This is a genomic window from Myxococcus sp. AB025B (assembly GCF_006518215.1).
In the GTDB taxonomy this organism is placed as follows: Bacteria; Myxococcota; Myxococcia; order Myxococcales; family Myxococcaceae; genus Myxococcus; species Myxococcus fulvus.
In genome coordinates this window covers 1-6,274 of sequence record NZ_SRLW01000435.1, presented here as the reverse complement: position 1 = coordinate 6,274, position 6,274 = coordinate 1, and the positions used below count along the sequence as shown (strand labels likewise).

The 6,274-nt window shown below is 71.6% G+C and carries 6 protein-coding genes; 4 read left to right on the top strand and 2 right to left on the bottom strand.

The features are described 5' to 3' along the window. Positions 1-95: 95 nt before the first annotated feature. From yvcK to FL311_RS40070, 4 genes are read left to right on the top strand one after another with little or no spacing between them, the layout of a single operon-like run. Complete coding sequence (gene yvcK, locus FL311_RS40085) at positions 96-1,187, top strand: gluconeogenesis factor YvcK family protein (protein WP_141332910.1); 1,092 nt, start codon at positions 96-98, stop codon at positions 1,185-1,187. Positions 1,188-1,222: 35 nt separating this feature from the next. Then, positions 1,223-2,341 (top strand): GNAT family N-acetyltransferase, encoded by a 1,119-nt coding sequence (locus FL311_RS40080; protein WP_141332909.1) that lies wholly within the window; start codon positions 1,223-1,225, stop codon positions 2,339-2,341. Then, on the top strand, positions 2,338-3,507 hold the full coding sequence (locus FL311_RS40075; RefSeq protein WP_141332911.1) for a DegT/DnrJ/EryC1/StrS family aminotransferase: 1,170 nt from the start codon (positions 2,338-2,340) through the stop codon (positions 3,505-3,507). The genes FL311_RS40080 and FL311_RS40075 overlap by 4 nt, the downstream gene beginning before the upstream one ends. Before the next feature lie 52 nt (positions 3,508-3,559). After that, positions 3,560-4,762 (top strand): GNAT family N-acetyltransferase, encoded by a 1,203-nt coding sequence (locus FL311_RS40070; RefSeq protein ID WP_141332908.1) that lies wholly within the window; start codon positions 3,560-3,562, stop codon positions 4,760-4,762. A 51-nt stretch (positions 4,763-4,813) separates the two neighbouring features. On the opposite strand, the gene FL311_RS40065 is transcribed toward FL311_RS40070, so the two are convergent. Then, complete coding sequence (locus FL311_RS40065) at positions 4,814-5,092, bottom strand: hypothetical protein (RefSeq protein ID WP_141332907.1); 279 nt, start codon at positions 5,090-5,092, stop codon at positions 4,814-4,816. A 103-nt stretch (positions 5,093-5,195) separates the two neighbouring features. Continuing rightward, a complete protein-coding gene (locus FL311_RS40060) occupies positions 5,196-6,173 on the bottom strand; it encodes a tetratricopeptide repeat protein (RefSeq protein WP_141332906.1) in 978 nt (325 codons plus the stop codon). Positions 6,174-6,274 lie beyond the last annotated feature (101 nt).

The window sequence follows — 6,274 nt, the reverse complement described above, 5'->3', positions numbered from 1 at the left end:
GAATCCATGTCCATCCCCACCATGTCCCAACCCCCATCCACGACGCCCGACCCGCCAGGGGTGGCGGGTCGGGCGTCGTGGATGGGGGTTGGGACATGGTGGGGATGGACATGGATTCGCCGCTCCCGGAGTCGTGGGAGGAAGCGCGTGCCCGTCGGGAGCGCGAGCGGGAGCGGGAGACGGAGCGCAACGAGCTGTTGCAGTCCCAGGTGGACCGGCCCACGCGCATCGTCGCCATCGGCGGCGGCACGGGGCTGCCCATGGTGCTCCGGGGCCTGGCGCGGCGCGCGACGCCGAAGGCGGGAGATCCGGGGGTGGACATCACCGCGGTGGTGGCCATGAGCGACGACGGTGGCAGCTCCGGGCGCCTGCGCCGGCTGCACGGCGCGCTGCCGCCCGGTGACATCCGCAACTGCCTGGTGGCGCTCGCCGGCGGCAAGAGCGCGCTCAAGGACGTGTTCCAGTTCCGCTTCGGCGGGGCGCGCGGCCTGGCCGGGCACGCGGTGGGCAACCTGCTCATCGCCGCGCTCGCGGAGCTGAAGGGCGACTTCCTGGAGGCGGTGCGCATGTCCGGGGAGCTGCTCGGCGCGCGGGGCAACGTGCTGCCGTGCACGCTCGCCTCGGTGCAGCTGGTGGCGCAGATGCACGACGACACGGAAGTGGTCGGCGAGCGCAACATCTGCCGGGCCCAGGGCCGGGTGCGCAAGGTGTCCCTGAGCCCGCGCTCTCCGCCGCCGGTGGACGGCCTCCTGGAGGCCATCTACGCCGCGGACCTGGTGGTGATTGGCCCGGGCTCGCTGTACTCGAGCCTGCTGCCCAACCTCTTGGTGGACGGCGTGGCCCAGGCGCTGAAGGAGACGCGCGCGCTGAAGGTCATGGTGGCGAACCTGATGACGCAGCCGGGTGAGACGGACGGCATGTCCTGCCTGGACCACGTGCAGGCGGTGCGCGAGCACGTGGGGCCGGTGCTGGACGCGGTGCTCGTCAATGGCACGGAGCCCTCGCCGGAGGCCATGCGGCGCTACGGGCGGCGCGGCTCGTTCACGGTGAACGTGGACACGCGCGAGCTCATCGCCGCGGGCGTGGTGCCGGTGCGGGCGGACCTCCTGAAGGAGGGGTCCAGGATCCGACACGACAGCCGCAAGGTCGCCGCCTGCCTGCTGAAGATGGCGCGCAGCGGCTTGTAGCCGAGCAACCCCATCACCACCTTGGGCGCCCGAACATGGAAGCAACCCTGAGCAGTCCCGGGCCGCGTGTCGTCGAAGTCGATGACCGCGCGGCCTTCATGGCCCTGGAGTCGGAGTGGAACGCGCTCGTCGAGGCCACGACGGACGAGCTGTTCTACCGCCACGAGTTCATCCGCATCTGGCTGGACAACTTCGCGCCGGGGGCGCGGCTGCGCGTGCTGACGCTGCGAAACAGCGAAGGCCAGCTCTCCGCCGCGCTGCCCCTGTGGGAGGAGCGTACGAATCTGTATGGCGTGCCGGTGCGCCAGCTCTCCGCGGCGGCGAACACGCACTCCTGCCGGTTCGACCTGCTGGCCCGCGAGCCGGACGCGGCCGCCGCGATGTTCCTGTCCCACCTGCGTCAGCGGGGTGGGTGGGACGTGCTGCGGTTGACGGACGTGCCGGACGGCGGCGCGGCGTGGCGGCTGCACGCGGCGGCGCAGGCGGCCCGCATGCCGGTGGGCGCGTGGGAGTCGCTCCAGTCGCCGTACATCCCGCTGCCGGGCACGCGCGAGAAGTTCCAGGCGTCGCTCCAGTCCAAGTTCAAGGCGAACTGCAGGCGTCGTCGCCGCAAGCTCGAGGAGAAGGGGAAGGTCACCTTCGAGCGGGTGGACGGCGGCCCGGGCCTGGAGGGCACGCTGGAGGAGGGCTTCCTGCTGGAGCAGAGCGGCTGGAAGGGCGAGCGCGGCACGGCCATGGCGCAGGACACCGCGACGCGGGGCTTCTACACGGAGCTGGCGCGCGACGCGGCGTACCGGGGGAAGCTGGCGCTGTACTTCCTGCGGCTGGACGGCCGGCCGGTGGCCTTCCACTACGGCCTGGAGCACGGCGGGCGCTACTTCCTGCTCAAGCCCGGCTACGACGAGCAATTGCGCGAGTGCAGCCCCGGCCAGCTCCTGATGGAGGAGGTGGTGGGGACGTGCATCGACCGGAAGCTCGGCGAGTTCGACTTCCTGGGGCCGGACATGGTGTGGAAGCGCGACTGGACGGACCAGGTCCGGCGCCACACCTGGCTCTACATCTTCAATGACTCCGCCTTCGGCCGGGCGCTGTGCGCGGCGAAGTTCCGGTGGACCCCCGCGGTGAAAGAGGTGGTGGCGAAATGGAAGCGATGACTCCCTCGGGCCGGCTGTTCGTTCCGTCGCTGCCCACGCTGTGGCCCCACATGCTGGTGTCCAAGCCGAGGCCCGGCTCGCTTCCGCCGTTCTCCTCGCCCAACGTCCGCTACTTCTACTTCGCCCGCAACGCGGTGTGGCTGACGGTGAAGATGCTGGGGTTGGACAACGGCGAGGTGCTGATGCCCTCCTACCACCACGGCGTGGAGGTGGAGGCGCTGGTGGACGCGGGCGCGACGCCGCGCTTCTACCGCGTGGGCAGCCGCTGGGACGTGGACCTGGAGGACGTGGCCCGGCGCATCACCCCGAAGACGAAGGCGCTGTACCTGACGCACTACGCGGGCTTCCCCGGCCCGGCCGCTGAGATGCGCAAGCTGGCCGACCGGCACGGGCTGGTGCTCATCGAGGACTGCGCGCTGTCCCTGCTCTCGTCCGACGGCGCGGTGCCGCTGGGGACGACGGGCGACGTGGGCATCTTCTGTCTGTACAAGACGCTGCCGGTGCCCAACGGGGGCGCGCTGGTGGTGAACGGGCCGCGCTCGTACAGCCTGCCGGAGCCTCCGGCGCCGCCGTCCGCGTCGACGTTCAGCCACACGGTGTCCGCGCTGTTGCAGAACCTGGAGCTGCGCGGCGGCGCGGTGGGCCGCGGCCTGCGCGGGCTGGTGCGCACGGTGGGGCACGGCACGGTGAAGGCGGCGAGCATCGAGCGGGTGGCCACGGGCACGCAGCACTTCGACCGCAAGCACGTGGACCTGGGCATGAGCCCGCTGACCAGGCGCATTGCCTTGGCGCAGGATTTGGAGTCCATCGTCGAGAAGCGCCGTCGCAACTACTTCTACCTGCTGGGCCGGCTGCGCGACGTGTCGACGCCGCTGTTCAACCAGCTGCCGGCGGGGACCTGCCCGCTGTTCTACCCGATGGTGGTGCAGGAGAAGGCGGAGGTGCTGGCGCGGCTGAGGGCGAAGGGCATCGACGCCATCGACTTCTGGAAGCGCTTCCATCCGGCGTGTGACGCGGGGGCCTTCCCGGAGGTGGCGCAGCTGCGGCGCAGCATCGTGGAGATTCCGTGTCACCAGGACCTGTCGCCGGAGGTCATGGCGGACGTGGCGTCGGTGGTGCGCGACGCGGTGCGGTCGGAGAATCGGTCGAAGAAGCGCGCGGGTTGAGCCGGACGGTGGGGTTGGGAGGGGCGTTGTTCCCCTTCGAGGAGGCGGGACGGTGATTCGCGAGGACGAGCTGAGGCAGGGGCCCAAGGCCGCGCGGCGGCTGGACGTGAGCGCCGTGGGCAGTCTGTCCGCGCTGGCGGGGATGAGGGCCGAGTGGGACGCGCTGCTGGATGCCAGTGACGCGGGCCCCTTCAATGCGTGGGAGTGGCTGTATCCGTGGTGTCGGCGCATCGCGCCCCAGCGGCGTCCGTTGGTGCTCACCGCGCGCGACGCGGCGGGCACGCTGGTGGGGCTGTTGCCGCTGGGCCTGGAGACGCGCCGCGTGGCGGGCGTGCCGGTGCGTCGCCTGGGCTTCCTGGGCGAGACGCACGTGGGCAGCGACTACCTGGACGTGGTGGCGCGGCGCGGGCTGGAGCGCGACGTGGCGGAGTCCTTCGCGCGGATGCTGGTGGCGCTGCGCGAGGAGTGGGACGTGCTGGACCTGACGGACCTGCGAGAGGACTCCGTCACGGTGGACGTGCTGCGCGAGGTGTTCCACGGGCACGACGTGCGGCTGTCGGAGCGGTACGTGTGTCCCTACGACGTGCTGGACCCGCGCGAGCCGTTCGACGCGTTCCTCAAGCGCACGGGCCGGCGCGACAACTACCTGCGCCGGCGCAAGTGGCTGGAGAAGCAGGAGGGCTACCGCATCGAGCGCACGGAGGCGCCGGGCGAGCTGGCCGGGCCGATGACGGACTTCTTCCGGCTGCACTCGGCCCGGTGGGCGGAGGACGGCGGCTCCCAGGGCATCAAGGGCACGGGCGTGGAGGCCTTCCACCGTGACGCCACGCAGTGGCTGGCCGAGCGCGGCCGGCTGTGGCTGTACACGATGAAGGTGGGCGGCAAGGCCGTGGCGTCCGTGTACGGCATCGTCCACGGCCACCGCTTCGTGTACTTCCAGTCCGGCTACGACCCGGAGTGGCGCAACCGCAGCGTGGGCCTGGTGCTGGTGGGGGAGAGCTTCAAGGACGCGCTGGCGGCGGGGCTCACGGAGTACGACTTCCTGCGCGGCACGGAGACGTACAAGTCCGACTGGGTGTCGAAGCAGCGGCGCACGGTGTCGGTGCGCGTGCACTCGGGCACGAAGGCGGGACAGTGGTACTCGCGCGCGGAGGAGCTGGCGCGCAAGGCCCGCAACGCCGTCAAGCAGGTGCTGCCGGGCACGTGGGTGGAGCGGGTCCGCCGGCTGCGTCGGCGCCGCGCGGCGGTGCACTGACCCAGCGTCGGGTCGGCGCCCCGGAATGAAGCGGGGCGCCGATGGGTGCGACTAGCGGCAGTAGAAGTTGAGCGTCTGCGAGTAGCGGCCCGACAGCGTGCCGAACTCGGTCAGCGTGCCGTCGCAGTCGCAGTACTCGCGACCCACCTCGACGCCGTTCACCGTCCAGTAGCGGTTGAAGGAGCGGCGGCCGTCGCAGGCCCAGATGAGGCCCTGCTCGCTCGACTCGAGCGTCTCCGTCTCGGACGGCGGCTGCTGCTCCGGGGCACCACCACAACCACTCAGGACCAACGCGACGACACAGGCCAGCTTCGCGGAGTACTTGAACATGTCGAGCTCCCTACCAACGACGGGGGGACGGCGAGACATGTCTACCACGGAGATGACATCAGACCCGGATAAACCGTAGTGACTGGGTTACGTGAGCCGTGTTTCAGGGCACGTTGGCGATGTCGGCCCGGAGCTGGGCGATGGCGGGCCCCAGCTGGGGCGGCTGCATGTTGCGCGGCACCTCGACGGAGAAGCGCTCGAAGTGCTCCAGGGCCTTCTGCTTGTCGTCGCGGCGCAGGGCCAGGCTGCCCAGGAAGATGAGGGCCTCCTGCGCGTCGGGCCAGGTGTTGACCAGCTCGGTCAGCTCGGCCTCGGCGCCCTGGAGGTCGCCCTGGGTGGCGCGCAGCACGCCGCGGTGCACGCGCAGCTCGACGTGGAACGGGTCCACCGCGAGCCCCTTGGCCGTCACCTGCGCGGCCTCCTCGAACTGCTGGCGGCGGATGAGCTCGTGGCTGAGCATGGACGCGGCGTCCAGGTCGCCCGGGTTGGACTCCAGCCGCGCGCGGGCCTGGGCGAGCTCCGGGTCCTGTGACTCTCCCATGCCGCCCTGCTGCGCCTGCTGGCCGCCGGCGGCGCCTGGGGGCATGCGGCCGGTGGCCTCCTGGCCGTCGACGCGGGTCTGCTGCTCGGAGACGAGCAGGTAGCCCAGGCCGCCGAAGAACAGGACGATGCCGGCGCCCCACAGCGCGCCGGACAGCTGGGGGTTGCGCGCGGACCAACCGGTGGGCGCGGGCAGCTCGCGGGCGCGGGGGCGGCCGTCGCCGCTGGAGGTGGCCTTGCGCTTGAGGTGCTCGTCCTTGGCGCGCAGGGCGCCGGCGGCCTCGCGCTCCAGGCGGGACTTCTCCGTGGCGTACTGCTCGGGGGCCAGGTTGTGCTTGTCGGCCTCCAGCGCGCGGAGCTGGTCGATGAGGGACTGGGCGCGCTGGCTCAAGTCGTCGAGCACGCCGTCCTTGGACGGCTCGGGCGGGGTGGCGGCGATGGCGCCCCGGCTGCGCATGTAGAGCAGCCACGCGGCGGCGGCGACGAAGGCCACGGAGAGGACGATGATTCCGGGCAACCAGTTCGTAGGCTGAGGCTGCATGGCTTAGCGCTCCAGCTCCCGGCGCACGGCCTGGAGGTAGGGGTCGGCGTCATCCGCCGCGGAAGGGGGGCCGCCCGGCGCGGCGGGGGCGGAAGGCGAGG

Excerpts from the sequence above, each read along its gene's own strand:
- FL311_RS40060 (WP_141332906.1), bottom strand. The coding sequence starts at position 6,173 with ATGCAGCCTCAGCCTACGAACTGGTTGCCCGGAATCATCGTCCTCTCC.
- FL311_RS40075 (WP_141332911.1), top strand. The coding sequence starts at position 2,338 with ATGACTCCCTCGGGCCGGCTGTTCGTTCCGTCGCTGCCCACGCTGTGG.
- FL311_RS40065 (WP_141332907.1), bottom strand. The coding sequence starts at position 5,092 with ATGTTCAAGTACTCCGCGAAGCTGGCCTGTGTCGTCGCGTTGGTCCTG.
- yvcK (WP_141332910.1), top strand. The coding sequence starts at position 96 with ATGGTGGGGATGGACATGGATTCGCCGCTCCCGGAGTCGTGGGAGGAA.
- FL311_RS40080 (WP_141332909.1), top strand. The coding sequence starts at position 1,223 with ATGGAAGCAACCCTGAGCAGTCCCGGGCCGCGTGTCGTCGAAGTCGAT.